The following is a 26363-nucleotide window of genomic DNA, read 5'->3' as shown; positions in this document are numbered from 1 at the left end:
ACTTTGGCCCGCCTTCATGGCGGGCTTTTTTCTTGACGCGTCTCTTGTGAACAGCAGTTTTCCCCGCCTATCATGGCGATAGCGAGAATGCATTCGCATCCGCTTGCGAATGGAGAAAGCGTCCCCAAATGGACAAAGCATTTGCTCTACAATCTTTTTTCTCCAGTCTGCGAGTGATCAATGGTTCCGCACCTAGTTACGGCGTTAAACGGCCCGCTGCTCGACCTCGAGCGGAAGATCCTCGACGCTACCCCCGCCATCGAACGCTGGTTCCGGCTCGAATGGCAGGAGCACACGCCGCCGTTCTACTGTTCAGTCGACCTGCGTAACGCGGGCTTCAAGCTCGCGCCGGTCGACACCAATCTGTTTCCCGGCGCATTCAACAATCTGCCGCAGGAAGTGCTGCCGCTCGCCGTGCAGGCCGCGATGGCGTCGATCGAAAAGATCTGCCCGGACGCGAAGAATCTGCTGGTGATCCCCGAGCGCCATACGCGCAACGCGTTTTATCTGGAGAATGTCGCCCGTCTGGCCGCGATCATGCGCCAGGCTGGCTTGAACGTACGTTTCGGCACGCTCGACGAAAGCATCGTCGGACCGGTCACAATCGCATTGTCCGACGGCCAGAAGCTCGTCCTCGAACCGCTCGAGCGTTCGCAGCGGCGCCTCGGCCTGAAGAATTTCGACCCGTGCTCGATTCTGCTGAACAATGACCTGTCAGGCGGCATTCCGCCCGTGCTGGAAAATCTGCACGAGCAGTATCTGCTGCCGCCGCTGCATGCCGGTTGGGCCGTTCGCCGCAAATCGACGCACTTTTCCTGCTATGACGACGTCGCGAAGAAGTTCGCGAAGATGGTCGAGATCGATCCGTGGATGATCAATCCGTACTTCGCGCACGTCGAAGGCGTCGATTTCCAGGAGCGCACCGGTGAGGAAGCGCTAACGGATGCGATCGACGGTGTCCTGAAGAAGATCGCCAGGAAGTATCGCGAGTACGGTATTTCCGAGAAACCGTATGTTGTCATCAAGTCGGATGCGGGCACCTATGGCATGGGCGTGATGACCGTGCACGACGCCTCGGAAGTGGCCGCGCTCACCAAGCGCGAACGCGCCAAGATGGCCGCCACCAAAGACGGCCTCGAAGTGCATGACGTGATCGTGCAGGAAGGCGTGTACACCTTCGAGCGGATCGGCGAAGAAGTCGCCGAGCCGGTCGTGTACATGATCGACCGTTACGTGGTGGGTGGCTTCTACCGCGTGCACGGCAGCCGCGAGCGCGATCAGAATCTGAACGCGCCCGGCATGCACTTCGTGCCGCTCGGCTTCGAGCATACGGCCTTGCCGGATGCGCACGCCAAGCCCGGCGCGGCGGTGCCGAACCGCTTCTATATGTACGGCGTGGTGGCGCGGCTCGGGTTGCTGGCCGCATCGGTCGAACTGGAAAAGACCGATCCGGAAGCAATTCAGGTTTAAGCCTCGCGAGATGGTCGATGGCGGCATGCGTGCCGCCATCGTCATTTTCAGCGACTATATTTGACGATCAATGCCAAGCCCTAAGGGCGCACCGGAATCCTCATGGACATTCTTTTCATTGCCGATCCGCTCACTCAGTTCAAGATCTACAAAGATTCCACCTACGCGATGATGGCCGAAGCCGCACGCCGCGGTCACACGCTCTACACGTGCGAGCCGAAACATCTGGCGTGGACCGGCGGCGACGTCGAGGCGAACGTGCAGCGCTTTGCGATTACCGGCGACGTGACCGACCTCCATCGCGACACGTGGTACGCCGCTGAAGCGGCCACGCCGAAATCGCTGAAGAGTTTCAGCGCGGTCGTGATGCGCAAAGACCCGCCCTTCGACATGGAATACGTGACGTCGACGTGGTTGCTGGAAATCGCCGAACGCGGCGGCGCGCGCATTTTCAACAAGCCGCAGGCGATTCGCGATCATTCGGAAAAGCTGGCGATCGGCGAGTTCGCGGAGTTCGTCGCGCCGACGTTGGTGACGCGCGACGCCGCCCGTTTGCGCGCCTTCCATGAAGAACACGGCGACGTGATCCTGAAGCCGCTCGACGGCATGGGCGGCATGGGCGTGTTCCGCGTGAAGGCCGACGGCATGAATCTCGGTTCGATCATCGAGATGTTGAGCCACGACGGCGCGCGCTCGGTGATGGCGCAAAAGTTCATCCCCGAGATCAAGGAAGGCGACAAGCGCATTCTCCTGATCGGCGGCGAAGCGGTGCCGTTTTCGCTCGCGCGGATTCCTCAGGGCAATGAAGTACGCGGCAACCTCGCGGCGGGTGGACTGGGCGTGGCGCGCCCGCTCACAGATCACGACCGCAAGATCGCAGACATGCTCGCACCGGTGCTTGCCGCGCGTGGTCTGCTGCTGGTCGGGCTGGATGCGATCGGCGACTGGCTCACCGAGGTGAACGTGACGAGCCCGACGTGTTTCCGCGAGATCATGGATCAGACCGGCTTCGACGTCGCCGCGATGTTCATCGACGCATTGGAGCGCGCGGCCGCTTGAGGCGCAGCCCTTGAATGGCTGCCAAGCCCCCCAAACTGTGTAGTAAATCCGCATCAAGCGAAACACCAGCTTTGGCGAGAAAATGAGCCTGATACAATGCCCGCTCTTCCGCGCCAAGCCGACTGGAAGGTGTCTGTCAGACGCCACTGGCATGGATTGCGGACTGTGAACGAGCTGTTTCCCGCCTGTGCCCTGGCGATATCAGGCGCCGCGGGCCGCTCGTCAGGTGATGCGTTCCGGCCCTCACGACCCACGGCCAGTCGAGGGCGCTTACGAACCGGGCTTCGTCCCGGTCCACGGTTCGGGGCCGTTCTTTTGCAGTAAGGCTGACATGGCAGGCATTCTGATCATTGCGCACGCTCCGTTCGCCACCGCGTTGCGCGATTGTATTTCGCACATCTACGGTGGCTTGCCGGCTCGCATCGGCGTGATCGATGTATCGCCGGATTGCGATCCCGCACAGCAGGTCGCGTTTGCGCATTCGGAAATCGAGCGGCTCAAGGAAGAAAACGGCGCACTCGTGCTCACCGACATGTTCGGCGCCACGCCGGCGAATATCGCCGGGCGGCTCGCTTCGGTGCCGAACGTTCGTGTGCTGTGTGGCGTCAATCTGCCGATGCTGGTGCGCGCAGTCTGTTATCGCGCAACGCCGCTCGACACGCTGGTCGACAAAGCGCTCGCTGGAGCCACCAAGGGCGTACACGCAATCGGGCCTGCCACGCCGGCGCCGGTTGCGCCGCCCGCGGGGTCCAGTGACTGTTTGCCCGCTTTGCCGCCAGAGGCCGCCGCCGCTGACTGTTTGCAAGCGCTGCCGGCCGAGGCCGACCTGACTCAGAAAGCCGGCTCGACTGGGTTGTAAGCGGATCTCACGGCTTTAAACGATTGCGATTGGGTCGCGCCCAATCGCAGCTGGTTTGCAGTTTCACCTTTCACTACAACACTTACCCGCGCTTCGGACCATCACATGCTGCAACAGGAAACGACTATTGTGAACAAGCTGGGGCTGCACGCGCGCGCGTCGGCCAAGTTGACGCAACTCGCGGGCAACTACCAGGCGGAAATCTGGATGAGCCGCAATGGCCGCCGTATCAATGCCAAGAGCATCATGGGTGTGATGATGCTGGCCGCGGGTATAGGCAGCACGGTGCTCATCGAAACAGAAGGCACCGACGAAAAAGAAGCCATGGACGCATTGTTGAAACTGATTGCTGATAAATTCGGCGAAGGTCAGTGAATTCACGCGTTACCGTTGCCTGAAGCAAAATGCCGCGGCTGTCCGCGGCATTTTTTTTAGCGCGAGACAATCGCAGCTTGAGAAGCGCCTGCTCGCGGCGCGCGGGGGTTCGCGTTGCCGGAGCGCATGTTCGCCGAAGGCGCATTGTTGTGGATGGTTACGGTATTTCGTGCTGCGCTGCACACAGCCCTAACGTATCTACAACGGGCGCGGAATTTATAATGGCCAGCAGAGTCTGAGAGCATTGCAGCGGTTTGCCGCGGCATCACACAACTAGAGGAGGTGCGCGTGTCCTTCACGCTGCATGGAATTCCCGTGTCACGCGGTATCGCCATCGGGCGGGCCTATCTGATCGCCCCGGCTGCACTTGACGTAGACCACTATTTGATCGAACCCGCCCAGATCGAGGGCGAGATCGAGCGCTTCCGCACGGCCCAGCAACATGTGCATTACGAGCTCGACACGTTGCGCGCCGATCTCGCGGCAGACGCGCCGAGCGAAATGGGCGCGTTCATCAACGTTCATTCAATGATCCTGAACGATGCAATGCTCGTGCAGGAAACCATCGACCTGATCCGTACGCGCCGTTACAACGTGGAGTGGGCGCTCACCGAACAGCTCGAGCGCCTGTCGCGTCATTTCGACGATATCGAAGACGAATACCTGCGCGAGCGGAAAGCCGACATCGAACAGGTGGTGGAGCGCGTGCTGAAGGCGCTCGCCGGCGCATCGGTGGCGCTGGTGGACGGCGTGCACGGTACGTGCGACGAGATGATCGTGGTCGCGCACGACATCGCGCCGGCCGACATGATGCAGTTCAAAACGCAAACGTTTCAGGGCTTCGTCACCGATCTCGGCGGACGGACTTCGCATACGGCGATTGTCGCGCGCAGCCTCGGCATTCCGGCTGCGGTCGGCGTGCAGCATGCGAGCCAGTTGATCCGGCAAGACGACCTGATCATTGTCGACGGAGATCACGGCATCGTGATCGTCGATCCCGCACCCATCGTGCTGGAAGAATATTCGTACCGTCAGAGCGAAAAAGCGTTGGAGCAGCGCAAGCTGCAACGCCTGAAGTTTTCGCCTACGCAAACACTTTGCGGCACGCGCATCGAACTGTGCGCGAACATCGAGTTGCCGGAGGACGCGCGCGCGGCGGTCGATTCGGGCGCAACCGGGGTGGGCCTGTTCCGCACCGAATTCCTGTTCATGAATCACAAGCACCAGTTGCCGGAAGAGGAAGAGCAGTTTGCGGCCTATCGTCGCGCGGTCGAGTTGATGAACGGCTTGCCGGTGACGATCCGTACGATCGACGTCGGCGCCGACAAGCCGCTCGATTCGATGGCTGGGGGCGACGGCTACGAAACCGCGCCGAACCCCGCCTTGGGGCTCAGAGCGATTCGCTGGAGCCTCTCGGAACCGCAGATGTTCCTGACGCAACTGCGCGCGATTCTTCGTGCGTCGGCGTTCGGCAAGGTGAAGATTCTGATTCCGATGCTCGCCCACGCGCAGGAGATCGATCAGACGCTCGATCTGATTCGCGAGGCCAAGCGTCAACTGGACGATGCCGGCATTGCCTACGATCCGAACGTGCAGGTCGGCGCGATGATTGAGATTCCGGCCGCCGCGATTGCGTTGCCGCTGTTTCTCAAGCGGCTGGATTTCCTGTCGATCGGCACGAACGATCTGATCCAGTACACGCTGGCGATCGATCGCGCGGATAACTCGGTCGCGCACCTGTACGACCCGCTGCACCCGGCGGTGCTGCATCTGATCGCCTTCACGCTGCGCGAGGCGAAGCGGGCGGGGGTGCCGGTGTCGGTGTGCGGCGAGATGGCGGGCGACCCGGCATTGACGCGTCTGTTGCTCGGCATGGGCCTCACCGAGTTCTCGATGCACCCGAGCCAGTTGCTGGTGGTCAAGCAGGAAGTCCTGCGCTCGCATCTGAAGACGCTCGAGAAGCCGGTGGCCGACGTGTTGGCTTCGTTCGAACCGGAAGAGGTGCAGGCGGCGCTCAAGCGCGTGATACTGGCTTGAAACTGAAAATCCGGATTGGTGGGTTCAAATGAAAAACGCCGCACATATGTGCGGCGTTTTCCTTTTAGCGTCTTGCCTGCGTAGGCTCAGGCCTGATGCCGTTGCCCACATACCGGGCAATCCGGCTGACGCGCAATGCGCATCGTGTTCCATTCCATACGCAGCGAATCGAGCATCGTAAGACGGCCCATCAGCGGCGTGCCGATTTCGCCGATCACTTTCAGTGCTTCAGCCGCTTGCATCGAACCGATGATCCCGACCGTGGGCGCGAACACGCCCATCGTCGAGCACGCGACTTCCTCGAACGGTTGATCTTCCGGGAACACGCACGCATAGCAGGGCGACGCTGCATCGCGGAAATCGAAAGTGCTGATCTGGCCGTCGAAGCGCAAGGCCGCGCCTGAGACCAGCGGCACACCATGCTTCACGCAGGCGCGATTGATCGCGTGGCGCGTCGCGAAGTTGTCGGTGCAATCGAGCACGACTGCGGCGTGCGGCACCTCGCGGTCGAGCCATGCATCGTCGACGCGTTCGGCCACCGCGTTCACCACCACCTCAGGATTGATCTGGGCGATTGCATCGCGCCCGGACTCCACCTTCTTGCGCCCGACAGACGCCGTCACATGCAAAATCTGCCGCTGCAGGTTGGTCAGGTCGACCGTATCTTCATCGACCAGCGTCAGACGGCCAACGCCTGCCGCCGCCAGATACATCGCTGCCGGCGAGCCCAGGCCGCCCGCACCGACAATGATCGCGTGCGCGTCGATAAAGCGCTGCTGCGCCTCGATGCCGATTTCGTCGACGAGGATGTGGCGGGAATAGCGGAGGAGTTGGTCGTCATTCATGGCGGGGCGCGTGGAGTGTCGCGCAATGAGATGCAGGACCGATGGCCTGCCGTGCGCGGTTTCGTTATTTTAATCGCGCGGGGGAGCGGGTGTTCTTGCTGGTGCCGGATATTACAACGGTACTGCTACGTGTCTTCGCAGCACGTTCCGCTGCGAAGACACGTTGGGTTTGCTGCTTAGTTGCTTTGCGTAGCAGGCGCCGAGGCCGGTGCCGATGCGCCCGGTACCGGTTGCGTCGGCTTCACCGCGACCGGCGCGGAGGCCGATGCTGCCGGCTTGTTCTGCGCGAGACGCCGCTCGGTCAGCGACTTCGATTCCTGCACCGGCTTGCCTTCCAGCTTGTTCAATGCCTGCGTCAGCATGAAGTCGTCGGTCGAACCGAACTCGACCGGCTTGCGCTCACGATCCTTCTGACGCTGTTCCGGCGTCTTCTTGTCGTTCTGCTCTTCAAGCTGGCGCAGTTGGTCCATGCGCTCCTGTTCGCGCTGTTCCGCTTCCTTCTTCTCGTTCGGATCCTGCGTGTTCGCAAGGTGGTTCGAGTAGTCGACTTCGCGGGTCACCAGTGCGTCGTCCGGATCGCCTTCCGCGTATTGATCGACCGCGATGTCAGGACGGATGCCCTTGTTCTGGATCGAACGGCCGCTCGGCGTGTAGTAGTACGCCGTGGTCAGACGCAGTGCCGTTTCAGCCGTCATTGGACGGACGGTTTGCACCGAGCCCTTGCCGAAGGTGGTCTTGCCGACGATCAGCGCACGATGCTGATCCTGCAGCGCGCCCGCGACGATTTCCGAAGCCGACGCCGAGTAGGCGTTGGTCAGCACGATCATCGGCACAGTCTTGAAGATCGGTGCTTCGTCTTTCAGCGGATCGCTGTCGAACGATTGCAGGCGGTAGTTATCGTACGTGTCGCGATAGACCTGCTTCGAATCCGGAATCTGGCCGTTGGTGGACACCACAACCGAATTCGGCGGCAGGAACGCGCCGGCAACACCAACCGCGCTTTGCAGCAGACCGCCACCGTTATTGCGCAGGTCGAGCACGAGACCCTTCAGGTTCGGCTGTTGACGGGCGATGTCTTGCAGCTTCGCAGCCAGATCAGGCGTGGTGCGTTCCTGGAAGCTGGTGATGCGGACATACGCGTAGCCCGGCGCCAGGATCTTCATCTTGACCGACTGGACCTTGATGATCGCTCGCGTCACGGTGAGTGGGAACGTACGGTCGTCGGTCTTGCGGAAGATGGTCAGCGTGACCTTGGTGCCCGGATCGCCGCGCATCTGCTTGACGGCCTGGTCGAGCGTCATGCCGCGCACCGGCTTGTCATTGATACGGGTGATCAGGTCGCCCGGACGGATGCCGGCGCGGAACGCGGGGGTGTCTTCAATCGGCGAGATCACCTTGATCAGGCCGTCTTCTGACGAAATTTCGATGCCAAGACCCGCGAAGCGACCCTTGGTCTGCTCCTGCAGTTCTTCGTAATCGGTCTTGTCGAGATACGACGAGTGCGGGTCCAAGCTCGACACCATGCCCTTGATCGCGGCGGTGAGGAGCTTTTTATCGTCTACCGGTTCGACGTACTCATGCTTGATTTGCCCGAAGACTTCGGCAAAGAGCCGGAGTTGGTCCAGCGGCAACGGTGCGACGGCGCTCGAGGCCGCGCTGGCGGGTTGCTGGGCCGAGGCGGAGAGTTGCAGGGTGGCAAATGCGCCGGTAGCAAGGCCCGCGGCAATCAGGCCGATATTTTTCAGGTTCTTTCGCATAGAGTCTGTTGCGGTCGGGAGCGCGTGGCAGCGTCGATAGAGATGGGGACGGACAAGTATAACTGCACACCCGCCCAGTCAGTGCGCAGCGCAGGCAATCGTGATTCGACAGCGCCGGCGGGCCCTGGTTCGTGAGCCGGCGCTCGCGCCGCTGAAGTAATGTGCAGTAACGGCAAGATGACAGTGCGATGGCGCAATTGACAGCCGGCGGGCAGCGTATGCCGGTAGGTCTTGCCGATGGAACGGCCCGTTCGCCGGGCCCCCGCTGCAAGTTTTCACTGCAGACGGGGGCCGCGGCGGCCGGTGGCCCCGGTTTAGCCCGCCTTGCCCTGCTTGGCCACAGCGGCCTGTGCCTTCGCAATCGCGTCCTGGTCGCCCAGATAGTAGTGCTTGATCGGCTTCAGGTTTTCGTCGAGTTCATAGACGAGCGGCACGCCGTTCGGGATATTCAGGCCGACGATGTCGTCGTCCGAAATGTTGTCGAGGTACTTCACCATGGCGCGGATCGAGTTGCCGTGCGCGGCGATCACGACCTTGCGGCCCGACTTGATGGCCGGCGCAATCGACTCGTTCCACAACGGCAAAACGCGTGCGACAGTATCTTTCAGGCACTCGGTGAGCGGCAATTCCTCACGCGGCACCTTGGCGTAGCGCGGATCGTTGTAGGGTGCGCGTTCGTCCGACGGATCGAGCGCCGGCGGCGGCGTGTCGTAGCTGCGGCGCCAGACCAGCACCTGTTCGTCGCCGAACTTGGCGGCGGTTTCCGCCTTGTTCAGACCCGACAGCGCGCCGTAGTGGCGCTCGTTCAGGCGCCACGAGTGCACCACCGGCAGGTACATCAGATCCATCTGGTCCTGTACGTGCCACAGGGTGCGGATCGCGCGCTTGAGCACCGACGTGTAGGCGATATCGAACGAATAGCCCGATTCCTTCAGCAGCACGCCCGCCTGCTGCGCTTCACGATTGCCCTGCTCGGTGAGGTCGACGTCGACCCAGCCCGTGAAGCGGTTTTCCTTGTTCCACGTCGATTCGCCGTGGCGGATGAGAACGAGTTTGTACATGAGATTGCCGGTCGGTAGTAAGGAAGCGGTAAAGCGCTGCGAGGGTCCTCTAGAGGAGCGCCGCCATCGCGTCAGACGGTTATTTTATAATGGGTGGATTGCCCTTTTCGATTTCTCTCTTTTTCGGCGGATTTTCCGTGAAGTTTTTCACTGATTACACAAACCTTGTACTGATCGCAATCGTCCTCATCTCCGGTGGGTTGCTGCTGTGGCCGACGATCAGCCGGCGTGGCCGCGGTGGCCTGTCGGCCGCTGAAGCCACCCAACTGATCAACCGGCGCAATGCGGCGGTCATCGATCTGCGTCCGTCCGCCGACTTTGCCAAGGGCCATCTGCCCGCGGCGCGGCACCTTGAATTTGCAGAGCTGCAGGCGAAAGTCGCGCAACTCGTGAAGAACAAGAGCAACCCGGTGCTGCTGGTATGCCAGACCGGCCAGCAGTCGAACAAGGCAGCGCGTATCGTGCAGGATGCGGGATACGCCGAAGTCCATGTTCTCGAAGGCGGTGTCGACGCCTGGCAGAAAGCCGGTATGCCGGTTGTGAAACAAGGAGCAGCCAAGTGAACAAAGTCATCATGTACAGCACCCAGGTGTGCCCGTATTGCCAGATGGCCGAACGTCTTTTAAAGTCGCGCGGCGTCGAGCACGTTGAAAAGGTACTGATCGACAAGGACCCGGCCCGTCGTGAAGAAATGATGACCCGGACCGGTCGCCGCACAGTGCCGCAGGTGTTCATCGGCGAGACGCATGTCGGCGGGTACGACGATCTGTCCGCGCTCGATCGCGCGGGCGGTTTGATGCCTCTGCTCGAACCTGCCTGAACGAAGCTGCCTGACTGGTGCGCCGGCCGGCGCGTGAGTCAGTCGGGTGAAATACAAGTCGGCGCGTGCTGGCCCTTCAAGGACAACCTCGAGGGCCGGCGATGCGCCGCAACGATCTGGCGGCCCGTGGAGTCATGGGCCGCCGCCATGCATACCTATCAGGGAATCACTCAATCATGTCCGACGAGAATAACCAGCCGTTCTTCAACATCCAGCGCATCTACCTGAAGGACATGTCGCTCGAGCAGCCGAATTCGCCGGGCATCTTCCTCGAGCAGGAAATGCCGTCGGTCGAAGTCGAAGTCGACGTGAAGGCCGAGCGCCTCGCCGACACCGTGTTCGAAATCCTCGTGACGGGCACGGTCACGGCCAAGGTGTCGGACAAGGTTGCGTTCCTGATCGAAGCCAAGCAAGCCGGCATTTTCGACATCCGCAACATTCCGGCTGATCAGATCGATCCGCTGGTCGGCATTGCCTGCCCGACGATCCTGTTCCCGTACCTGCGCTCGAACATCGCCGACGCGATCACCCGCGCAGGCTTCCCGCCGATCCACCTCGCCGAGATCAACTTCCAGGCGCTGTACGAGCAACGTCTCGCGCAAATGGGCGGCCAGGAAGGCGCGGCGCAAAACGGCGTCACGCATTAAACGCGTCCGTTCGGTGTCGGCTATGAAGGTTGCTGTCCTCGGCGCCGGCGCATGGGGCACAGCCCTCGCCGGACATCTGGCCGCACGGCACGACACGGTGCTGTGGGCGCGTGAACCCGCGCTCATCGCCGATCTCTCCGCTTCGCACGAAAACGCCCGCTATCTGGCGGGCGTTGCGTTGCCGGCGTCCCTTCGCTATGAAGCCGATCTGAATGCAGCGCTCGACCACGCGCTCGCCGACGACGCGTTATGCGTCGTGGCGACGCCCGTCGCCGGTCTGCGGGGTTTGTTCCGGGCGATGCACGACGCGGGCAAAGTGCCGGCGCATGTGGTGTGGTTGTGCAAAGGATTCGAAGCCGACTCGCAGTTGTTGCCGCATCAGGTGGTCGCGGCTGAATTGCCGGGGCATGGCAGTAACGGCGTGCTGTCGGGTCCGAGTTTCGCTCGTGAAGTCGGACAGGGCTTGCCGGTCGCGTTGACGATCGCGAGTACGTCATCGACATGCCGGGAGCGCACGGTTGCCGCGTTCCATCATGGCGCCATGCGCATCTATACGGGTGATGACATCGTCGGCGTGGAAGTGGGCGGCGCGGTGAAGAACGTGCTGGCGATTGCCACGGGTATTGCCGATGGCCTCGGCCTCGGTCTCAATGCACGCGCGGCTTTGATTACGCGTGGTCTCGCTGAAATGTCGCGCCTCGGCGTGACGCTAGGCGGACGGGCGGAGACGTTCACCGGTTTGACCGGGCTGGGCGATCTGATCCTGACCGCCACGGGTGATCTCTCGCGCAATCGCACAGTCGGCGTGCAGCTCGCTGCGGGCCGTACGCTCGACGACATCCTCGGCGGCCTCGGTCACGTGGCCGAAGGTGTGCGTTGTGCGCAAGCTGTGTTGGCAATCGCTCGCGCTCATGCGATCGAGATGCCGATTACGCAGGCGGTCTGTGCCGTGCTGTTCGACGGCGTAGCGCCCCGCGACGCCGTCAGCGCCTTGCTGCGGCGCGATTCGAAAGCAGAATAAGTCTTGTCTTTCAGCCGTTTAGCGCGAAAAGCGCTGAACGGCTGCCCGCCATCGCTGTCCACGTTTTATCGACGCTTCGGACCAGCGAGGTTCTCATGCCCAGTTTTAACAATTGCACGCTAGAAGCGCGCGTGGTCGACATCACGACACTCGCCGTGGATGCGATCGTCAATGCCGCGAATACTTCGTTGCTAGGCGGGGGCGGCGTGGATGGCGCGATTCACCGCGCGGCCGGCAAGGAATTGCTGCGTGAGTGCGAAACGCTCGGCGGCTGCGCAACCGGCGACGCGAAAATCACCCGTGGCTACCAGTTACGGGCAAAACACGTGATCCATGCGGTCGGCCCGGTCTGGCAGGGTGGTGTGCGCGGCGAGGCGGACCTGCTTGCCTCCTGTTATCAACGCTCACTCGAAGTCGCGCATCAGGCGCATTGCACGAGCATTGCATTCCCCGCGATTAGTTGCGGCATCTACCATTTTCCTGCCAACGAAGCCGTGCAGATCGCCGTGGGCGCTGTGCTTGAAACTTTGCCACGCACCCCGAAAATCGAGCACGTGGTGTTCGCCTGTTTCGACGAAGCCATGCTCGCGCGCTACGAAACCGAATTGAAGCGCCGTCAGGCGCCGCCGTCAAAGCCGGTCTGACGCCACGCTTCGAACACGACCACGGCGACCGTATTCGAAAGATTCAGGCTGCGGTTGCCCGGCCGCATCGGCAGACGCACGCGTTGTTCATTGGCGAATTGATCGAGCACGGTGTCAGGCAGGCCGCGCGTTTCTGCGCCGAATACGAACCAGTCGCCGGATTGAAACGCATGCTCGTGAAACCGGCCCGAGCCACGGGTGGTGAAGGCGAACATCCGCGCCGGGTCGGGCGTCTCCTTAGCGACGAACGCTGCCCAATCGGCATGCACGTTCATCTGCGCATACTCGTGATAGTCGAGACCGGCGCGGCGTAACTTGGCGTCGTCGAGCGGAAAGCCGAGCGGCTCGATCAGATGCAGCCGTGCGCCGGTGTTGGCGCACAGGCGGATAACGTTGCCGGTGTTCGGCGGGATTTCGGGTTCGACGAGAACGACATTGAACATGATGGCTTCTGATAGAGACTAGTTTTTCGGCGTACGCAGCGCGACGAAGTTGGTGACGCGCCGCGCACCGGCAGCTTTGAGCGTACGCGCCAGCGCTTCGAGGGTCGCGCCGGTCGTCATCACATCGTCGACGATGCCGACATGCAGACCTTGCACCGGTCTGGCGACCTTGAATGCGCGGCCCACGTTCAAGCGGCGCGCGTCCAGGTCGAGCCGCGATTGCGGCGCGGTGTGAATCACACGATGCAGCAAGGTGGCGTCGCTGCGCACATTCAGCGCGCGGGCCAGGGGCCTCGCAATCTGCCAGGCCTGGTTGTAGCCGCGCTCAGTAAGACGTTTGTTGGCCAGCGGCACAGGCGCGAGCACATCGGGCTTGTCCGTCGCGTCCACCCATGAATCCCCTGCGAGCCGCGCAAGGCGTTGCGCAAACTCGCGCGCCAGCATCAGCCGGGCACGGAATTTCAGCCCGAGCGCCAAGGCATCGAGCGGCTGGCGGTAATCGGCAAGAGCAAAGGTCGCCTCGAACGGCGGCGGCTCGCCGATGCAATCCGCACAGCGATATTGCGCGTGGCCCGCCCAGCGCGTTCCGGACAAAGGGACCGCGCACATCGTGCAGCGCAATCTGGCTTCGTTCCAGTACGCCTCGTCACAACCAGCACACAGCGTTTTATGCGACAAATTGCCGCACAGTGCGCACAGGTTCGGCAACGCAGCGTGCATCACATGCGGCCACGCCGAATATAAGCCGCGCGTGAAGCGTGCAAAAAGTGCGTTCGAGCCGCCGGGAGACGAGGAATTTTTTCGGAATGGCATGATTGGACCGCCCGTAAAGGCCTTTCACGCTGAATGGACGGAAGCGAACGAGTATACTTCGTGCTCTACGCCAGTACGACACCCATGCCCCCAACTACGTCTCAATCTGGCCGTCCGGCCTATGATTCCCGGCGCCTCAGGCAAATTTTCGACCGCCGTGCGGCGACCTTCGACCAGGTCGCGTTCCTGCCGCGCGAAATCGCGCAGCGCATGCGCGAACGCCTCGACTACATCAAGGTTGCGCCGTCGAGCGTGCTCGACGCCGGTTGCGGTGCGGGCGAAGACATCCCCGGATTGCGCGAACGCTTCCCCGAGGCGCCGGTGTTCGGCACCGACCTGTCGCACGGAATGCTCAGCCGCGCGCTGCATCACGATTCCGGCGACACGAGCTGGCGGCGCTTTTTGCCGGCCACGCTCGGCAAGGCACTCGGCGCCCGTGGTCCGCGTTTCGCGCAGGCCGACTTCTCGGCGCTGCCGTTCGCGGCCGGCGCCTTCGAATTCATCTGGTCCAATCTCGCTCTCCACTGGCACTCGCGGCCCGATCTCGTGTTTCCCGAGTGGCAACGCGTGCTGAAAGTGAACGGCCTGCTGATGTTCAGCACGCTCGGCCCCGATTCGCTGAAGGAATTGCGCGGCACCTACGCCGAGGTCGAGGCCGCACATGGCGTTGCCTCGCGCAAGCACGTGATCGACTTTGTCGACATGCATGACCTCGGAGACATGCTGGTCGAGAGCGGTTTCGAGATTCCGGTGATGGATCAGGAAACACTCACCATTACATATAAGTCACCCGAGTCGCTGCTCGCGGATGTGCGCCGTTGGGGCGCCTATCCGTTCGAGCGCGAGAGCACCTCGAATGCTGTCGCGCGTAGGCTGCACAAGGCTTTGCTGGCGGCGCTCGAAGCCCGCCGGCGCGCCGACGGCACGATCGCGCTGACCTTCGAAGTGATCTACGGCCACGCCTGGAAAGCCGTGCCACGCACCACGGCCGAAGGGCATGGGATCGTGCGGCTCGAGGATATCGGACGAGGCTCGTCGAGGAATCGGTGAGGAATCAACGAAGCGGTAAAGAGGACATCTGTTATGTCTGAAATTACCGCTTCAAAAGACGCGTGAAAGCTGCGTCAAAACGGCGCGGAGGCTTGTCGCACCGGGCTTGTGGGCCGATTGAGGCTTGCTTGTGGATGCCATGGATCGCGCCTATAATGCGTCAGTTTGTCGCCCGGAGTTCCCACATTTGGGGCGGCAGGCCCGAGGCATAGGGCTGCAACATGAAGTGACGCGGCAGTAATCAAGTAGCTGGATTCTGTGGTCGCAAGCAATGGCCGCAGGCGGTGATCGGAGACGGTCGGCGGGAGGCAGCGATGGAAGCATCAGATCTGCTGGCGGATTCAGAACCAGTTCTCAAAGACTGGACGATGAAGCGCAACTGTTCGATATCACCGCGGCAGTTTGTATGTTTCTACGTGTCGCTTGCGTTGTTCTCGTTGGCAATTGCTTTCATGCTGGTTCTGGTCGGCGCCTGGCTGGTGTTGCCGTTCACCGGTATTGAATTGCTGGCGGTGGGCATCGCGTTTGCCATATATGCGCGTCATGCTGTCGATTACGAGCGCGTCCGGCTGTTTCAGAACCGGCTCGTGATCGAGCAGGTCAGCGCCGAGCGGCTCACGCAGTTCGAATTCAATCCGCGCTGGGTGCGGATCGAACCGGGCGCAACGCCGCGTGACCAGATCAAACTGGTCTCGCGCGGACAGACGATCATGATCGGGCAACATCTCGCGCAGTATCGGCGCGCGCAGTTCGCAGGCGAATTGCGCATGTGGCTCACGCGTTGTTAGACGTGTTGAGACGCGCGGCGTTCACGGGGAGCGCGAGACAGCCTGCCAGCGGGGTCGAGGGTTTGAATGGAAATTTTGGGTAAGGAAGCTATGAAAACAATCAAGCGAGCCCTCATGGGCGTGCTGGCGATGAGCGGACTGCTTTTCGCCGGGGCGGCCCTGGCAGTGGGCGATGTTCCGGGCGGCCCTGCCGTCAACGAGATCAATCTCCAGCCGCCGGCGACGAAAATCGCTGAGGAGCTCTACAGCCTCCACACGTTCATGCTGATCCTGTGCACGGTGATCTTCGTCGGCGTGTTCGCAGTGATGTTCTATTCGATGTTTGCGCACCGCAAATCGAAAGGCCATAAAGCTTCCCATTTCCACGAAAGCACTACCGTCGAAATCATCTGGACGATCGTGCCGTTCGTCATCGTCGTGCTGATGGCGCTCCCCGCCACCAAGACCGTCGTCGCGATGAAGGACACCACGAACGCCGACGTCACCATCAAGGTCACGGGCTACCAGTGGAAGTGGGGCTACGACTATGTGAAGGGTCCGGGTGAGGGCATCAGCTTCCTGTCCACGCTGGCCACGCCGCGTGCGCAAACCGATGGCCGCGAACCGATTTCCACCACGTACCTGCAGGAAGTCGACAATCCGCTCGTCGTCCCGGTCGACAAGAAAATCCGCATCATCACCACCGCGAACGACGTGGTCCACTCCTGGTACGTGCCGGCTTTCGGCGTGAAGCAGGATGCGATCCCGGGCTTTGTGCGCGACACGTGGTTCAAGGCTGACAAGACCGGCACCTTCCGCGGCTTCTGTACGGAACTGTGCGGCAAAGAACACGCGTTCATGCCGGTGGTGGTCGAAGTGCTGTCGGCAGACGACTACGCGAAGTGGGTCGATACGCAGAAGAAGAAAATGGCCGCCGGCCAAGACGATCCGAACAAGACCTACACCATGGCTGAGCTGATGGAGCGCGGCGGCAAGGTGTACGCAGCGAACTGCGCGGTCTGCCACCAGCCGACCGGTAAGGGTGCAGGTGCATTCCCGGCGCTGGACGGCAGCAAGATCGCCAACGGCCCGATCGCCGAGCACGTGAGCCTGGTGCTGAAGGGCAAGAACGCGATGCCTTCGTGGGCGCCGACGCTGAACGACGTCGAAATCGCTTCGGTCATCACGTACGAACGTAATTCGTGGGGCAACCACACCGGCGACATTCTCCAGCCGAAGCAGATTCTGGACGCCCGTAACGGCAAGCTGCCGGAAGGCGGCGATCATCTGGCCAGCGCAGGCGCAGCAGCTAGCGGCGCAGAAGCAGCTTCGGGTGCAGCGTCTGCCTCTGGTGCAGAAGCCGCTTCGGCCGCCTCGGACACCACGGCTGCACTCCCGGCAAGCATCTACTTCGACACCGGCAAGAGCACGCTGCCGGCCGACGCGAAAGCGGCGGTCGACGCGGCCGCGGCCTACGCGAAAGCACACCCGGACGCCAAGTTCACGCTGTCGGGCTTCACCGACGCCACCGGCTCTGCCGAAGTCAACGCGAAGCTCGCGAAGACCCGTGCCGAAGCCGTGCGCGACGCGCTGAAAGCAGCCGGCATTGCCGAAGACCACATTATTTTGAAGAAGCCGGAAACGATCACGGGCGGCAGCGACGCAAAAGAAGCCCGGCGTGTCCAGATCAGCCCGGCTGCCTGACGTGTTCATGGTCAGCACCGCAGTATTCGCATTAGGAGATTGTCATGTCTAGCATCGGACACGATGTAACCGCGGGCCACGAGCACGTGCACGGCGACCATGCCCACGAAACGCCGCATGGCTGGCGTCGTTGGCTGTTCGCAACCAATCACAAGGACATCGGTACGCTGTACCTGATCTTCTCGTTCACCATGTTCCTCTCCGGGGGCGTGATGGCGCTGATGATCCGTGCCGAACTGTTCGAGCCGGGTCTGCAGATCATGCGCCCCGAGTTCTTCAACCAGTTGACCACCATGCACGGCCTGATCATGGTGTTCGGCGCGATCATGCCGGCCTTCGTCGGCTTCGCGAACTGGATGGTGCCGCTGCAGATCGGCGCATCGGACATGGCTTTTGCGCGGATGAACAACTTCAGCTTCTGGCTGCTGCCGGTGGCTGCGGTGTTGCTGGTCGGTTCGTTCTTCGCACCGGGCGGCGCGACCGCCGCGGGCTGGACGCTGTACGCACCGTTGTCGACGCAGATGGGCCCGGGCATGGACTTCGCGATTTTCGCAGTCCACTTGATGGGTGCTTCGTCGATCATGGGCGGGATCAACATCGTTGTGACGATCCTGAACATGCGCGCACCCGGCCTCACGCTGATGAAGATGCCGATGTTCGTCTGGACGTGGCTGATCACCGCGTACCTGCTGATCGCCGTGATGCCGGTTCTGGCAGGCGCGATCACCATGGTGCTGTTCGATCGCCACTTCGGCACGTCGTTCTTCAACGCGGCAGGTGGCGGCGACCCGGTCATGTACCAGCACATCTTCTGGTTCTTCGGGCACCCCGAGGTGTACATCATGATCTTGCCGGCGTTCGGGATCGTGTCGCAGGTGATCCCGGCGTTCTCGCGCAAGCCGCTGTTCGGCTATAGCTCGATGGTGTACGCAACCTCGTCGATCGCGATTCTGTCGTTCATGGTCTGGGCGCACCACATGTTCGCAACCGGCATGCCGGTGACGGGCCAGCTGTTCTTCATGTACGCGACGATGCTGATCGCCGTGCCGACGGGTGTGAAGGTGTTCAACTGGGTCGCGACGATGTGGCGCGGTTCGCTGTCCTTCGAAACGCCTATGCTGTTCGCGGTCGGCTTCCTGATCGTGTTCACGTTCGGCGGTCTGTCGGGCCTGATGCTGGCAATGGCGCCGCTCGACATCCAGTATCACGGGACCTATTTCGTGGTGGCGCACTTCCACTACGTGCTAGTGGCGGGTTCTCTCTTCGCGTTATTCTCCGGGTGGTACTACTGGTCGCCGAAGTGGACCGGCTGGATGTACAACGAAACGCGCGGCAAGATCCACTTCTGGGCGTCGATGTTCTTCTTCAACCTCGCGTTCCTGCCGATGCACTTTGTCGGTCTTGCGGGTATGCCGCGTCGCTACGCTGACTACCCGGCACAGTTCACCGACTGGAACCAGGTCATCTCGATCGGCGCGTTCGGCTTCGGTCTGGCGCAGGTGTACTTCCTGTTCGCAGTTGCACTGCCGGCCTACCGTGGCGGTGGCGAGCACGAGAAAGCGGGCGATAAGCCGTGGGACGGCGCAACGGGCCTCGAATGGACCGTGCCGAGCCCCGCTCCGTTCCACACGTTCGAAAACCCGCCGACCGTCGAGTAATCGGAGTTCAGCGAGCTTGCCGGTTCTGGCGGCGTGGTGTCAGTCGCCGCCTGAACCGGGCAGCCATGCGAGCAGTGGTGGCACCCTGTAGTGACGAAAGTATTCAGAAAGTCGAGCATGACGCGCAATCCTCAAGAAAGACGTACGCCCGAGCAGGTTCGCGCGGGCAACCGGCGGATCGGTATCGTGATGTTTGTCATCGCCGCGGCTTTTTTTGCGAGCGTCATCATTCATCAGAAGTGGTTCCCCTGACGCGGTACGCGGGTGTTCGAGTCTGTGTGCAGGATTGTTGAGGATTGAGATGTCGACGCAACCGCCGGCCCAGGCCGATCGCTCTTTTAACCGTTCGATGCTGATCAAGCTGTTCATCGTCGCGTTGATGATGTTCGGTTTTGGTTTTGCGCTGGTGCCGATGTACCGCGCGATCTGTCAGATCACCGGCATCAACAACCTCGTGCAGCGTGATGCTACGGTGCGTGAGGCGAAGAATACGCAGGTCGACATGAGTCGCACGATTTCGATCGAACTCGATGCGAACGCGCGCGGTCCGCTCGGTTTCAAGCCAGAGCAACGTAGTCTCGACGTGCATCCGGGCGAAGTGACGACAGTGATGTACGAGGTCAGCAACGAACAGGCGCGCACGATTCAGGCGCAGGCCATTCCGAGCTACGCGCCGAAGCAGGCAACCGAGTACTTCAAGAAGATCGAGTGTTTTTGCTTTACGCAGCAGACGTTGACAGCGAATCAGACGAAGCGGTTGCCGGTGGTGTTTGTCGTCGACCCGAAGTTGCCGAAGGATGTGAAAACGATCACGTTGTCGTACACGTTCTTTGAGTTGAATACGCCGGCAGCGGCGAAGGCCGGGAGCGCAGCACCCACGGCCAACACGGCGGCGACCACCGCCAACCCCGCCTGACGGCGCTGGCCGCAGGCGAAGGAAGAAGACGTTAATGAGCGATAACCACGGCAGCCCACGCAAGAGCAGTTTCGGCCAGTCGATGAAAGCCGTGTTCTGGTCGTTTTTCGGGGTGCGCAAGCGTCGTGACCTGGAGGCGGACGCAACGCAGTTGAACCCGTTGCATGTGCTTGCGGCAGCGCTGATCAGCGTAGCTATCCTGATCGGAGTGCTGATCCTGATCGTGCACGCCGTTGTAGGTTGAGCCGGCAGGCACACAAGTCGTACCGGGCGAAGCAGAGCCCACGAATTAGAGAGAAGCGGTGCGGTATCGACGCGCCGCCGAAGATACAGCCGGAGATTCCGGAACAACTGGACTGAAGTGGAGAATCAAGAATGAGCGGTCAAAACGAGAGCCCGTACTATTTCGTACCGCATCCGTCGCGGCATCCGATCAGCGCCGCGGTCGGATTGCTGGTCATGCTCGGATCGCTTGCGGCCTGGATCAACGAACATGAACTGGCGCCGATCGGCGTCGTCGTCGGCTTGCTGTGGCTGCTCTATACCTTGTGGCACTGGTTCGGCGACGCGATCGCCGAGTCGGAAGGCGGCATGTACGGCAAGAATGTCGACAAGTCGTACCGCTGGAGCATGAGCTGGTTCATCTTCTCCGAAGTGATGTTCTTCGGCGCTTTCTTTGGCGCGTTGTTCTATGCACGTGAAATCGCGCTGCATCAGCTCGGCAGCCTCGACTACAAGCTGATCTGGCCGGATTTCTCGGCGGTGTGGCCGAACAACGGTCCGGCAGCGCTGGTCTCGACCTTCAAGTCGATGCAGCCGTGGCCGGTGCCGACCATCAACACGGCGCTGCTGCTGTCGTCGGGCGCTACGTTGACGGTTTCGCACCACGCGCTGCGTGAAGATCATCGCAAGAAGGCGATCATCTGGCTGGCGGCTACGCTGGTGCTCGGCGTCTGCTTCCTGTTCCTGCAAGGCTTCGAGTATTTCCACGCGTACAACGAACTGAACCTGACGCTGGCTTCGGGCGTGTATGGTTCGACGTTCTTCCTGCTGACGGGCTTCCACGGTTTCCACGTGTTCCTCGGCGGTACGATGCTGGCCGTGGTGCTGGCGCGGATGATCCGCGGCCACTTCACCGCGGAGCATCATTTCGCGTTCGAGGGCGCCGCCTGGTACTGGCACTTTGTGGACGTCGTGTGGCTTGGGCTGTACGTCGTCGTGTACTGGCTGTAACGCAGTCTGGTCTGCATACGTACTGAAAACCGAGTGGTTTCCGGAACGTGTGCAGGTCGTTCGCGCATCGCCCATCAAGGGCGCAGCGCACGAGCAGTACGCAATTCATGGAGCGCCGCCCTCGACCCTGTCAGGGCGGCGTTTTGTTTGGTGGGTTTATTGGCGCGAAGCTTTTTCTGCCGAGCTCAACGCCCGTAGGGAATGCCGGTCGACTGAATCCAGCCCATCCAATGAGCGAACAGGATGAACAGGAACAGCGAGATCGACAGACCCACCCGCGTGGCGAGCGACCAGACCATCCGCTTGGTTTTGCCCTTGTCATGCATCATGAAGTAAAGCGCGGACACCATGCTGGCGATGATCAGGACGAAGGCGATGGGAACGAGAATGTGCATGGAACCAACTGAAACCAGGAAGCGCAGAGGCAAGACGTTTATTATCGCACCGCGCGCTAGCGTCTGCCGTACGTTCCAGACGCCGTCACGGGCGGTGGCGCCGGAGCGTGTTCGATGAAGTTTCGCCTCATTCCCGCGCTGCTGATTCTGCTGGTGATTGCAGTGACGGTGCGGCTTGGCTTCTGGCAGCGCGACCGTGCGCATCAGAAGGAAGCGCTCGAAGCCCAGATCACGCAGTTCGAAGACGCACCTGCGCGGCCCGTGAGTGCTACGCCGGTTGCACTCAAGGACATCGAATTCCATCGCGTGAAGGCGCGCGGCAGTTTCGTCGCGGACAAAGTCGTCTATCTGGATAATCGCCCGTATAACGATCAGCCGGGCTTTTACGTCGTGATGCCTTTTAAACTGGCCGACGGCGGTTACGTGTTGGTCAATCGCGGCTGGCTGCCGCGCAACATGAACAATCGCGAGACCATCGCGCCGTACGTCACGCCGCAAGGCGAGATCGAAATTGAAGGCATTGCGCGTGCAGATGCTTCGCGCGCATTCGAGTTGGGGCAGGGCGGATCGGCCGCGCATCAGAAAATCCGCCAGAATCTGGATACGGCGGCCTACGCTGCGGAAACCGGGTTGCCGTTGCAATCGTTCGTGATCCAGCAATTGAGCGACGACGGCGACAAGCTGGTGCGCGACTGGCCGGCGCCAACCACCGGCGTCGAAACCAACTACGGCTACATGTTCCAGTGGTGGGGCATGGCGGCTGCGGCTCTGGTGTTCGGCTTGTACGCCGCGCGCCGCGCCGCGAAGAAAGAGCACGCCCCGAGCGTGTAACGCATCGCCTGCGGTTTCGTGCCCTGAGAGAAGGGCTCGAAGCCGCGCAATCATTGAAAGAGGTCCCGTAGTGTCGACGCAATCTCCCCGTTCGCCGCAAGCCGGCAAACCCGCAGCTCCGAAAGTGATGGCAGATCAACCCAATGGCGCGGGATCGTGGAAGCGCGGCCGCTGGATGCTGCTATTGCTGGCGATCATCTGTGCAGCACCGATAGCCGTGTCGTATTTCGTCTATTACGTGGTCAAGCCGGCCGGCGGCAGCACGAACTACGGCGCGCTGATCGAACCGCAGCGGCCGATTCCCGAATCGATCGTCGTGACGGGGGAAGACGGCAAGCCGCTCAAGCTCGCGTCGCTGCGCGGCCACTGGCTGATGATCTCCGTCGACAACAGCGCGTGCGACAAAGCGTGCGCCACCAAGCTGTACTTCATGCGACAAATCCGCGCAGCTCAGGGCCCGGAACGCGAGCGCGTCGTCGAAGTGTGGCTGCGCACCGATGCAGGCAACGTCTCCGACGTGATACAAAAGGCCTATCCCGACACCGACATGCTGATCGCCAACCCGGCGCAGGTGTCCGCATGGCTGCCGACCGATACCGGCACCCAGCTCACCGACCACATCTACCTGGTCGATCCGAATGGCAATCTGATGATGCGTTTTCCGAAAGATCCGAACCCCAGCAAGATCAAGGGTGACCTGACCAAGCTGCTCAAGTGGTCGAGGATCGGCTGACGCCGCAACCAGGGTAAGAAAGATGTTCGTACTGCAACTGGCCCTGATCGGCTTGTGTATCGCGTTGCTGCCGTTGTCCTATGTATGGGTCAAGGCCGACGACAACAAATTCCGCAAGCTGGTGTGGCTCACCACTTTTCTGACGCTGGACCTGGTGATGTTCGGCGGCTTCACGCGTCTCACCGATTCTGGTCTCGGCTGCCCGGACTGGCCTGGTTGCTATGGCACGTCGTCGCCGTTCATCGCGCACGCCGCGATTACCGCCGCGCATCAATTGATGCCAACCGGACCGGTCAGCATGACGAAGGCCTGGATCGAGATGATTCACCGTTACTTCGCGATGGCGATCGGCGTGCTGATCATCGCGCAGACGTTGATTGCGTGGACGGCTCGCATCAAGCGCCGTCCGCTGCATGTGTCGCCGTGGTGGCCGACTTCGCTGCTGCTGCTGATTCTCGTGCAGGGCGCGTTCGGCGCATGGACCGTGACCATGAAGTTGCAACCGATCATCGTGACGACCCATTTGCTGCTCGGCCTCGCATTGCTCGGCACGCTCGGCTGGCTGGCCGCGCGCCAAACGCCATTGCCGGCCTACGAGCCCGAAGCCGCGCGCTGGCGAGCGGCGGCGATCGCCGGTCTCGTACTGCTGGTGGTGCAGATTGCGTTGGGCGGCTGGGTCAGCACGAACTACGCGGTGCTCGCGTGCACGGACTTCCCGACCTGCAACGGCCAATGGGTCCCGACGATGGATTTCGCGCACGGCTTTCACCTGTGGCGCGCGCTCGGTATGACCGGTGACGGCGACATGATCACGCAAGATGCGCTGGTCGCGATTCACTGGACCCACCGCACGTTCGCGATCGTCGTGGTCGCCTATCTGGTGTGGTTTGCGCTGAAACTGCGCCGATTCGAGTCGCTGAGGCGGCCGGCAAACGGCGTGTTGCTGGTGGTGCTGATCCAGTTCATCACCGGTCTGTCGAACATCGTCCTGCAATGGCCGTTGCCCATTGCGGTCGCGCATAACGGGGGCGCCGCGATCCTGCTGCTTCTACTCGTTATGTTAAACTTTCGGATCGCTTATAGCCGTCCCGGCCGCGCCGGGTTGCCTGCGCGCGATGCCGCGCCAGCGTGACCCCACATGGACAGCACAACTCTCTCCCAAACGCCCGGTAGCCGGGTCTCCCAGTACATCGCCCTGACGAAGCCGCGTGTCACGCAGCTCGCTGTGTTTTGCGCAGTCATCGGCATGTTTCTGTCGACGCCCGGCATGGTGCCGTGGACCGTCCTGATCGGCGGCACGGTCGGCATCTGGCTGCTGGCCGGTGCGGCGTTCGCCATCAATTGCCTGATGGAACAGAAGATCGACGCGAAGATGCGTCGTACGTCGTGGCGGCCGTCCGCGCGCGGCGAAATCACCACCCCGCAGATCCTGCTGTTTTCGGCCGTGCTCGGCGGGCTCGGCATGTGGACGCTCTACACGTTCGCTAATCCGCTGACCATGTGGCTCACGCTCGCCACCTTCGTCGGCTATGCGGTTATCTATACGCTGCTGCTCAAACCGGCTACGCCGCAGAACATCGTGATCGGCGGTGCGTCCGGCGCGATGCCGCCGGCGCTCGGTTGGGCCGCCGTCACTGGTCACGTGCCGGGCGACGCATGGATTCTCGTGCTGATCATTTTCGTGTGGACGCCGCCGCATTTCTGGGCGCTCGCACTGTATCGCCGCAAAGACTACGAAAACGCCGGTCTGCCGATGCTGCCGAACACGCACGGCGAAAAGTACACGCGCCTGCATATTCTGCTGTACACGGTGATTCTGTTCGCGGTCACGATGATGCCGTTCATCTCCGGCATGAGCGGCGTGGTGTACCTCGCGGCGGCCGTTTTGCTCGGCGCCGTGTTCCTCGCGTATGCGTGGAAGATCTATCGGGACTATTCCGACGATCTGGCGCGCAAGACCTTCCGTTACTCGATCGTTTATCTGTCGCTGCTCTTCGCCGCGCTGTTGATCGACCACTATGCGCGCGTCGTGATCGGCGCGTAACACCCATGCTCACACAACGCTTTGTGCGCACGGCGCGTGCCGCCGCGCGTGTCACCGTGATCGCTTGCGCACTCGGCGGCGCGTTGCTGGTGGCCGGTTGCGGCAAGCAGCCGCCGGCGTTCCAGAACCTCGACATCACCGGCAACACGCAATTCGGGAGCGATTTCTCGCTGCCCGACACGACCGGCCAAGTCCGCACAATGGCGGATTACAAGGGCAAGGTCGTGGTGCTGTTCTTCGGCTATACGCATTGCCCGGACGTCTGCCCGACCACGATGGCTGAGCTTTCGCAAGCGTTGCAGCAACTCGGCCCGGAAGACGCGAAGCGCGTGCAGGTGCTGTTCGTCACCGTCGATCCGGACCGCGACACGCCGGCTCTGCTCGGGCAATACGTGCCGGCGTTCAATCCGACGTTCGTCGGCTTGCGTCCGGCGGACCAGGCGCAGCTCACCAAGATCACGAAAGACTTCCGCGTGTACTACGCGAAAGTGCCGGGCAAGACAGCTGATAGCTACACGATGGACCACACGGCAGCGAGCTATGTGTTCGACCCGGACGGCAAGCTGCGTTTATTCGCGCGTGACGGCCAGGGCGCCACGCCGTGGGTGCACGATATCAAGCTGCTGCTCGATTAATGCGTTGATGCAGACGGGCGCGTGCATCTGCCGCGCGCCCGTATTCAATTTCCTTCGCAGTTATCCTCAAGCCGGCATCGGCAAATTCATTCCCGGCGCGAGGCGCGTCGCCTTGAACTCCGTCACCTCGTAACGCGCGAGCTTCTGTTCGGCGAACGGGTCGCTGGCGAGAATCTCATCCAGCTTATCGCGCTCGATGCGCACCGCCAGAATGATGCCGCCGTCGCGCGGCACCTTCGGTCCGGCGGCCACAAATACGCCTGCTTCGAACTGTTGTGTCAGAAACGCGCGATGTGCTTCGAGTGCGTCGTCGACGCGGTCGAGGGGGGCGGTGTAGATGAGATTGATGACGTACATGAGCGTTCTCGTAAGCGAACAAGTGGGCCGCGTGGGTTTGCGGGCAATGACCTTCGATTATCTGTCAGCAGCTAGTTCGTTGCGCGCGACCTACGGAGCTTAGTGCCTCGCTCCGGCTACGGTGAGTGTGTTTCACATCTACAGCGCCATTGCAGGTGCATAACCATATGCGATCGTGATATTTCCCAT

The 26363-nt window shown here is 61.6% G+C and carries 30 protein-coding genes; 23 read left to right on the top strand and 7 right to left on the bottom strand.

Annotation, left to right across the window (positions count from 1 at the left end; genetic code table 11):
• The first annotated feature begins 180 nt into the window (after positions 1–180).
• The 5 genes from gshA to ptsP all read left to right on the top strand — a co-directional run bounded on the left by gshA (position 181) and on the right by ptsP (position 5800).
• Positions 181–1470, top strand: coding sequence for a glutamate--cysteine ligase (gshA, locus tag M0D66_RS16255; RefSeq protein ID WP_093643778.1), 1290 nt, complete (start codon positions 181–183; stop codon positions 1468–1470).
• A 102-nt stretch (positions 1471–1572) separates the two neighbouring features.
• On the top strand, positions 1573–2529 hold the full coding sequence (gene gshB / locus M0D66_RS16250; RefSeq protein WP_093643776.1) for a glutathione synthase: 957 nt from the start codon (positions 1573–1575) through the stop codon (positions 2527–2529).
• A gap of 331 nt (positions 2530–2860) precedes the next feature.
• Positions 2861–3388: a PTS sugar transporter subunit IIA gene (locus M0D66_RS16245; RefSeq protein WP_093643774.1), complete on the top strand. Its 528-nt coding sequence runs from the start codon at positions 2861–2863 to the stop codon at positions 3386–3388.
• 105 nt (positions 3389–3493) lie between these two features.
• Positions 3494–3763: an HPr family phosphocarrier protein gene (locus M0D66_RS16240; RefSeq protein ID WP_054035732.1), complete on the top strand. Its 270-nt coding sequence runs from the start codon at positions 3494–3496 to the stop codon at positions 3761–3763.
• Positions 3764–4051: 288 nt separating this feature from the next.
• The gene (gene ptsP / locus M0D66_RS16235) at positions 4052–5800 is read left to right on the top strand and encodes a phosphoenolpyruvate--protein phosphotransferase (protein WP_093643772.1); all 1749 of its coding nucleotides are present in this window, start codon (positions 4052–4054) and stop codon (positions 5798–5800) included.
• An 86-nt stretch (positions 5801–5886) separates the two neighbouring features.
• Here ptsP and M0D66_RS16230 read toward each other — a convergent pair whose 3' ends face one another.
• From M0D66_RS16230 to gpmA, 3 genes are all read right to left on the bottom strand, one after another.
• Positions 5887–6645, bottom strand: a complete 759-nt coding sequence (locus tag M0D66_RS16230; protein WP_200651368.1) for a molybdopterin-synthase adenylyltransferase MoeB — start codon at positions 6643–6645, stop codon at positions 5887–5889.
• A gap of 176 nt (positions 6646–6821) precedes the next feature.
• Positions 6822–8402, bottom strand: a complete 1581-nt coding sequence (locus tag M0D66_RS16225) for a S41 family peptidase (RefSeq protein WP_093643768.1) — start codon at positions 8400–8402, stop codon at positions 6822–6824.
• Between the two features lie 314 nt (positions 8403–8716).
• Positions 8717–9463 (bottom strand): 2,3-diphosphoglycerate-dependent phosphoglycerate mutase, encoded by a 747-nt coding sequence (gpmA, locus tag M0D66_RS16220; RefSeq protein ID WP_266211013.1) that lies wholly within the window; start codon positions 9461–9463, stop codon positions 8717–8719.
• 137 nt (positions 9464–9600) lie between these two features.
• Between gpmA and M0D66_RS16215 the strand changes: the two genes are divergently transcribed.
• The 5 genes from M0D66_RS16215 to M0D66_RS16195 all read left to right on the top strand — a co-directional run bounded on the left by M0D66_RS16215 (position 9601) and on the right by M0D66_RS16195 (position 12595).
• Positions 9601–10026: a rhodanese-like domain-containing protein gene (locus M0D66_RS16215; protein WP_054035864.1), complete on the top strand. Its 426-nt coding sequence runs from the start codon at positions 9601–9603 to the stop codon at positions 10024–10026.
• On the top strand, positions 10023–10283 hold the full coding sequence (gene grxC, locus M0D66_RS16210; protein WP_054035740.1) for a glutaredoxin 3: 261 nt from the start codon (positions 10023–10025) through the stop codon (positions 10281–10283). Before M0D66_RS16215 ends, grxC begins: the two co-directional genes overlap by 4 nt.
• A gap of 176 nt (positions 10284–10459) precedes the next feature.
• The gene (gene secB, locus M0D66_RS16205) at positions 10460–10930 is read left to right on the top strand and encodes a protein-export chaperone SecB (RefSeq protein ID WP_035553688.1); all 471 of its coding nucleotides are present in this window, start codon (positions 10460–10462) and stop codon (positions 10928–10930) included.
• Positions 10931–10952: 22 nt separating this feature from the next.
• Positions 10953–11951 (top strand): NAD(P)H-dependent glycerol-3-phosphate dehydrogenase, encoded by a 999-nt coding sequence (locus M0D66_RS16200; protein WP_266211012.1) that lies wholly within the window; start codon positions 10953–10955, stop codon positions 11949–11951.
• 95 nt (positions 11952–12046) lie between these two features.
• Positions 12047–12595, top strand: a complete 549-nt coding sequence (locus tag M0D66_RS16195; RefSeq protein WP_093643763.1) for an O-acetyl-ADP-ribose deacetylase — start codon at positions 12047–12049, stop codon at positions 12593–12595.
• Here M0D66_RS16195 and trmL read toward each other — a convergent pair.
• Positions 12568–13038: a tRNA (uridine(34)/cytosine(34)/5-carboxymethylaminomethyluridine(34)-2'-O)-methyltransferase TrmL gene (gene trmL, locus M0D66_RS16190; protein WP_054035748.1), complete on the bottom strand. Its 471-nt coding sequence runs from the start codon at positions 13036–13038 to the stop codon at positions 12568–12570. The genes M0D66_RS16195 and trmL overlap by 28 nt on opposite strands.
• A gap of 18 nt (positions 13039–13056) precedes the next feature.
• Positions 13057–13851 (bottom strand): ComF family protein, encoded by a 795-nt coding sequence (locus M0D66_RS16185; protein ID WP_266211011.1) that lies wholly within the window; start codon positions 13849–13851, stop codon positions 13057–13059.
• 84 nt (positions 13852–13935) lie between these two features.
• Here M0D66_RS16185 and M0D66_RS16180 point away from each other — a divergent pair, with 84 nt between their 5' ends.
• The 8 genes from M0D66_RS16180 to M0D66_RS16145 all read left to right on the top strand — a co-directional run bounded on the left by M0D66_RS16180 (position 13936) and on the right by M0D66_RS16145 (position 21179).
• Positions 13936–14901, top strand: coding sequence for a methyltransferase domain-containing protein (locus tag M0D66_RS16180; protein ID WP_266211010.1), 966 nt, complete (start codon positions 13936–13938; stop codon positions 14899–14901).
• A gap of 314 nt (positions 14902–15215) precedes the next feature.
• Positions 15216–15689, top strand: coding sequence for a DUF2244 domain-containing protein (locus M0D66_RS16175; RefSeq protein ID WP_063494650.1), 474 nt, complete (start codon positions 15216–15218; stop codon positions 15687–15689).
• Between the two features lie 66 nt (positions 15690–15755).
• Entirely contained in the window at positions 15756–17372 is a 1617-nt protein-coding gene (coxB, locus tag M0D66_RS16170) for a cytochrome c oxidase subunit II (protein WP_200651371.1), read from the top strand.
• 44 nt (positions 17373–17416) lie between these two features.
• Positions 17417–19030, top strand: a complete 1614-nt coding sequence (ctaD, locus tag M0D66_RS16165) for a cytochrome c oxidase subunit I (RefSeq protein WP_093643755.1) — start codon at positions 17417–17419, stop codon at positions 19028–19030.
• A 117-nt stretch (positions 19031–19147) separates the two neighbouring features.
• On the top strand, positions 19148–19282 hold the full coding sequence (locus M0D66_RS16160; RefSeq protein ID WP_093643753.1) for a cytochrome oxidase small assembly protein: 135 nt from the start codon (positions 19148–19150) through the stop codon (positions 19280–19282).
• A 49-nt stretch (positions 19283–19331) separates the two neighbouring features.
• A complete protein-coding gene (locus M0D66_RS16155) occupies positions 19332–19946 on the top strand; it encodes a cytochrome c oxidase assembly protein (protein ID WP_266211009.1) in 615 nt (204 codons plus the stop codon).
• Positions 19947–19980: 34 nt separating this feature from the next.
• Positions 19981–20190 carry a DUF2970 domain-containing protein gene (locus tag M0D66_RS16150; protein WP_093643748.1) on the top strand — a complete coding sequence of 70 codons (210 nt, stop codon included), beginning with the start codon at positions 19981–19983 and terminating at the stop codon, positions 20188–20190.
• A gap of 131 nt (positions 20191–20321) precedes the next feature.
• Positions 20322–21179, top strand: a complete 858-nt coding sequence (locus M0D66_RS16145) for a cytochrome c oxidase subunit 3 (protein WP_093643746.1) — start codon at positions 20322–20324, stop codon at positions 21177–21179.
• A 185-nt stretch (positions 21180–21364) separates the two neighbouring features.
• Here the strand turns inward: M0D66_RS16145 and M0D66_RS16140 are convergent, their stop codons facing one another.
• Positions 21365–21574, bottom strand: coding sequence for a twin transmembrane helix small protein (locus M0D66_RS16140; protein WP_007179452.1), 210 nt, complete (start codon positions 21572–21574; stop codon positions 21365–21367).
• A gap of 114 nt (positions 21575–21688) precedes the next feature.
• Between M0D66_RS16140 and M0D66_RS16135 the strand changes: the two genes are divergently transcribed.
• From M0D66_RS16135 to M0D66_RS16115, 5 genes are all read left to right on the top strand, one after another.
• A complete protein-coding gene (locus M0D66_RS16135) occupies positions 21689–22405 on the top strand; it encodes an SURF1 family protein (RefSeq protein ID WP_266211008.1) in 717 nt (238 codons plus the stop codon).
• A 127-nt stretch (positions 22406–22532) separates the two neighbouring features.
• Positions 22533–23138 carry a cytochrome C oxidase subunit I gene (locus tag M0D66_RS16130; protein WP_234487628.1) on the top strand — a complete coding sequence of 202 codons (606 nt, stop codon included), beginning with the start codon at positions 22533–22535 and terminating at the stop codon, positions 23136–23138.
• Positions 23139–23160: 22 nt separating this feature from the next.
• A complete protein-coding gene (locus M0D66_RS16125) occupies positions 23161–24270 on the top strand; it encodes a heme A synthase (protein ID WP_266211007.1) in 1110 nt (369 codons plus the stop codon).
• Positions 24271–24276: 6 nt separating this feature from the next.
• Complete coding sequence (cyoE, locus tag M0D66_RS16120) at positions 24277–25182, top strand: heme o synthase (protein WP_054035767.1); 906 nt, start codon at positions 24277–24279, stop codon at positions 25180–25182.
• A 5-nt stretch (positions 25183–25187) separates the two neighbouring features.
• Positions 25188–25817: an SCO family protein gene (locus M0D66_RS16115; RefSeq protein WP_266211006.1), complete on the top strand. Its 630-nt coding sequence runs from the start codon at positions 25188–25190 to the stop codon at positions 25815–25817.
• A 66-nt stretch (positions 25818–25883) separates the two neighbouring features.
• Here M0D66_RS16115 and M0D66_RS16110 read toward each other — a convergent pair whose 3' ends face one another.
• Positions 25884–26174: a YciI family protein gene (locus M0D66_RS16110; protein ID WP_211702879.1), complete on the bottom strand. Its 291-nt coding sequence runs from the start codon at positions 26172–26174 to the stop codon at positions 25884–25886.
• Positions 26175–26363 lie beyond the last annotated feature (189 nt).

Source organism: Paraburkholderia sp. SECH2 (genome assembly GCF_030464795.1).
In the GTDB taxonomy this organism is placed as follows: domain Bacteria; phylum Pseudomonadota; class Gammaproteobacteria; order Burkholderiales; family Burkholderiaceae; genus Paraburkholderia; species Paraburkholderia aspalathi.
The sequence above is the reverse complement of the archived record's forward strand: the minus strand, read 5'-3'. Positions and strand labels throughout refer to the sequence as shown.

Excerpts from the sequence above, each read along its gene's own strand:
- gshA (WP_093643778.1), top strand. The coding sequence starts at position 181 with ATGGTTCCGCACCTAGTTACGGCGTTAAACGGCCCGCTGCTCGACCTC.
- gshB (WP_093643776.1), top strand. The coding sequence starts at position 1,573 with ATGGACATTCTTTTCATTGCCGATCCGCTCACTCAGTTCAAGATCTAC.
- M0D66_RS16245 (WP_093643774.1), top strand. The coding sequence starts at position 2,861 with ATGGCAGGCATTCTGATCATTGCGCACGCTCCGTTCGCCACCGCGTTG.
- M0D66_RS16240 (WP_054035732.1), top strand. The coding sequence starts at position 3,494 with ATGCTGCAACAGGAAACGACTATTGTGAACAAGCTGGGGCTGCACGCG.
- M0D66_RS16230 (WP_200651368.1), bottom strand. The coding sequence starts at position 6,645 with ATGAATGACGACCAACTCCTCCGCTATTCCCGCCACATCCTCGTCGAC.
- M0D66_RS16225 (WP_093643768.1), bottom strand. The coding sequence starts at position 8,402 with ATGCGAAAGAACCTGAAAAATATCGGCCTGATTGCCGCGGGCCTTGCT.
- gpmA (WP_266211013.1), bottom strand. The coding sequence starts at position 9,463 with ATGTACAAACTCGTTCTCATCCGCCACGGCGAATCGACGTGGAACAAG.
- secB (WP_035553688.1), top strand. The coding sequence starts at position 10,460 with ATGTCCGACGAGAATAACCAGCCGTTCTTCAACATCCAGCGCATCTAC.
- M0D66_RS16200 (WP_266211012.1), top strand. The coding sequence starts at position 10,953 with ATGAAGGTTGCTGTCCTCGGCGCCGGCGCATGGGGCACAGCCCTCGCC.
- M0D66_RS16195 (WP_093643763.1), top strand. The coding sequence starts at position 12,047 with ATGCCCAGTTTTAACAATTGCACGCTAGAAGCGCGCGTGGTCGACATC.
- trmL (WP_054035748.1), bottom strand. The coding sequence starts at position 13,038 with ATGTTCAATGTCGTTCTCGTCGAACCCGAAATCCCGCCGAACACCGGC.
- M0D66_RS16185 (WP_266211011.1), bottom strand. The coding sequence starts at position 13,851 with ATGCCATTCCGAAAAAATTCCTCGTCTCCCGGCGGCTCGAACGCACTT.
- M0D66_RS16180 (WP_266211010.1), top strand. The coding sequence starts at position 13,936 with ATGCCCCCAACTACGTCTCAATCTGGCCGTCCGGCCTATGATTCCCGG.
- M0D66_RS16175 (WP_063494650.1), top strand. The coding sequence starts at position 15,216 with ATGGAAGCATCAGATCTGCTGGCGGATTCAGAACCAGTTCTCAAAGAC.
- coxB (WP_200651371.1), top strand. The coding sequence starts at position 15,756 with ATGGAAATTTTGGGTAAGGAAGCTATGAAAACAATCAAGCGAGCCCTC.
- ctaD (WP_093643755.1), top strand. The coding sequence starts at position 17,417 with ATGTCTAGCATCGGACACGATGTAACCGCGGGCCACGAGCACGTGCAC.
- M0D66_RS16160 (WP_093643753.1), top strand. The coding sequence starts at position 19,148 with ATGACGCGCAATCCTCAAGAAAGACGTACGCCCGAGCAGGTTCGCGCG.
- M0D66_RS16155 (WP_266211009.1), top strand. The coding sequence starts at position 19,332 with ATGTCGACGCAACCGCCGGCCCAGGCCGATCGCTCTTTTAACCGTTCG.
- M0D66_RS16150 (WP_093643748.1), top strand. The coding sequence starts at position 19,981 with ATGAGCGATAACCACGGCAGCCCACGCAAGAGCAGTTTCGGCCAGTCG.
- M0D66_RS16145 (WP_093643746.1), top strand. The coding sequence starts at position 20,322 with ATGAGCGGTCAAAACGAGAGCCCGTACTATTTCGTACCGCATCCGTCG.
- M0D66_RS16140 (WP_007179452.1), bottom strand. The coding sequence starts at position 21,574 with ATGCACATTCTCGTTCCCATCGCCTTCGTCCTGATCATCGCCAGCATG.
- M0D66_RS16135 (WP_266211008.1), top strand. The coding sequence starts at position 21,689 with ATGAAGTTTCGCCTCATTCCCGCGCTGCTGATTCTGCTGGTGATTGCA.
- M0D66_RS16130 (WP_234487628.1), top strand. The coding sequence starts at position 22,533 with ATGGCAGATCAACCCAATGGCGCGGGATCGTGGAAGCGCGGCCGCTGG.
- M0D66_RS16125 (WP_266211007.1), top strand. The coding sequence starts at position 23,161 with ATGTTCGTACTGCAACTGGCCCTGATCGGCTTGTGTATCGCGTTGCTG.
- cyoE (WP_054035767.1), top strand. The coding sequence starts at position 24,277 with ATGGACAGCACAACTCTCTCCCAAACGCCCGGTAGCCGGGTCTCCCAG.
- M0D66_RS16115 (WP_266211006.1), top strand. The coding sequence starts at position 25,188 with ATGCTCACACAACGCTTTGTGCGCACGGCGCGTGCCGCCGCGCGTGTC.
- M0D66_RS16110 (WP_211702879.1), bottom strand. The coding sequence starts at position 26,174 with ATGTACGTCATCAATCTCATCTACACCGCCCCCCTCGACCGCGTCGAC.